At 74.1% G+C, this 903-nt stretch carries 1 protein-coding gene; it reads left to right on the top strand.

Features of this window, described 5'->3' with window-relative positions:
* Positions 1-17: 17 nt before the first annotated feature.
* Positions 18-903: histidine kinase dimerization/phospho-acceptor domain-containing protein (locus tag D8M29_RS14020; RefSeq protein WP_238693429.1), on the top strand; the 886-nt coding region annotated here is incomplete at its 3' end.

Genomic DNA, 903 nt, shown 5'->3' with positions numbered 1-903 from the left:
GGCGGGGCGCCGGGCTCCTGCTCGTCGGTGGCACGGCCCTCTTCGCCGTGCTGCTGCTCGTCTTCCTCTACCCGGCGTCGATGGTCGGCGTACCGGGCGAGGCGCGGACCAACTCGCATCCGCCGTCGCTGCTGGTCCTCGCTCTGGCCTCGGCGCAGAGCGGCGCGGCGGTCCTGATGCACGGCCGGATCGGCAGGACGCTGAGCCGCCCCGCGCTGTGGGCTCCCGTGGTGGTGATCAACCTGTCGGCGATGACGATCCTGTGCTGGCACCAGACGGCGATGCTGGCCGCAGCCGTCCCGGCGTCCTTCGCCGGCGTGGTGCCGGGGGTGACGACGGGCCCGGACTCGGCGTGCTGGATCGTGGCCCGGCTGGCGTGGATGCCGTTGTTCGCCGCTCTGCTCGTGCTGATCTCCCGGTACGCCCGCCGGTTCGAGGAGCCCTGGGAGACGGGCGACCGGGCGGGTCACGTCCGCCGGGCCGCGGCCGGGCTGCTCGCGGCCTGTCTCGCCGGGACCGTCATCGTCGGCGTGGCGACCCGCCCGCTGCGCAGGGTCGCCGCGACCGCCACCCGCGTCTCCGAACTGCCGCTGCACACCGGCGAGGTGAACCTCAGCGAGCGCGTCCCGGACGCCGAGTGCGATCCGCACACCGAGGTCGGACAGGTCGGTGCCGCGCTGAACCGGATGCTCGACCATGTGCACGGCGCCCTTCAGGCCCGGCAGCGGAGCGAGACGCGGGTACGGCAGTTCGTCGCCGACGCCAGCCATGAACTGCGCACCCCCCTCTCCTCCATCCGCGGCTACGCCGAACTGACCCGGCGCGGCCATGAGCAGGTCGGACCCGACACCCGGCACGCCCTCGGGCGGATCGAGTCCGAGGCCGGGCGGATGACCCTGCTGG

It is taken from the genome of Micrococcus sp. HSID17227 (genome assembly GCF_003989405.1).
Taxonomy (GTDB): domain Bacteria; phylum Actinomycetota; class Actinomycetes; order Actinomycetales; family Micrococcaceae; genus Micrococcus; species Micrococcus luteus.
The sequence above is the reverse complement of the archived record's forward strand: the minus strand, read 5'-3'. Positions and strand labels throughout refer to the sequence as shown.